The sequence below is a fragment of the Cupriavidus sp. SIMBA_020 genome (assembly GCF_046535395.1).
Lineage (GTDB): Bacteria > Pseudomonadota > Gammaproteobacteria > Burkholderiales > Burkholderiaceae > Cupriavidus > Cupriavidus campinensis.
The window spans coordinates 1-257 of sequence record NZ_JAWRWU010001040.1 but is presented as its reverse complement, the minus strand read 5'-3'; the positions used below and the strand labels follow the sequence as shown (position 1 = coordinate 257).

1 protein-coding gene is annotated in these 257 nt (G+C 38.1%); it reads left to right on the top strand.

All coding sequences use genetic code 11. From position 1 onward, the window contains the following. Positions 1 to 73: 73 nt before the first annotated feature. A partial coding sequence (locus SB751_RS32640) for a hypothetical protein (protein ID WP_410749335.1) occupies positions 74 to 257 on the top strand: 184 nt, incomplete at its 3' end.

Genomic DNA, 257 nt, shown 5'->3' with positions numbered 1-257 from the left:
CTACGGGCTGGACTTTATTGAAGCTCTGCCTTTTTTGCGAGCGTTATAAACTTTCAAATTTGGGGAGTTATTATTGAACACTATCATTGGATTTATCTCGGGTGTGATCGTTTGCGCTCTAAGTGTTTATTTCACTCTAGACTGGCAAGAGGAGAAATTGGAATATTCAATCTCTTCTCCAGCACTATTTGGTGCAACTAACTATCAAACTTTAACTATTCAAAATTCTGGCTGGAACCCTGCAGAAAATTTAGACA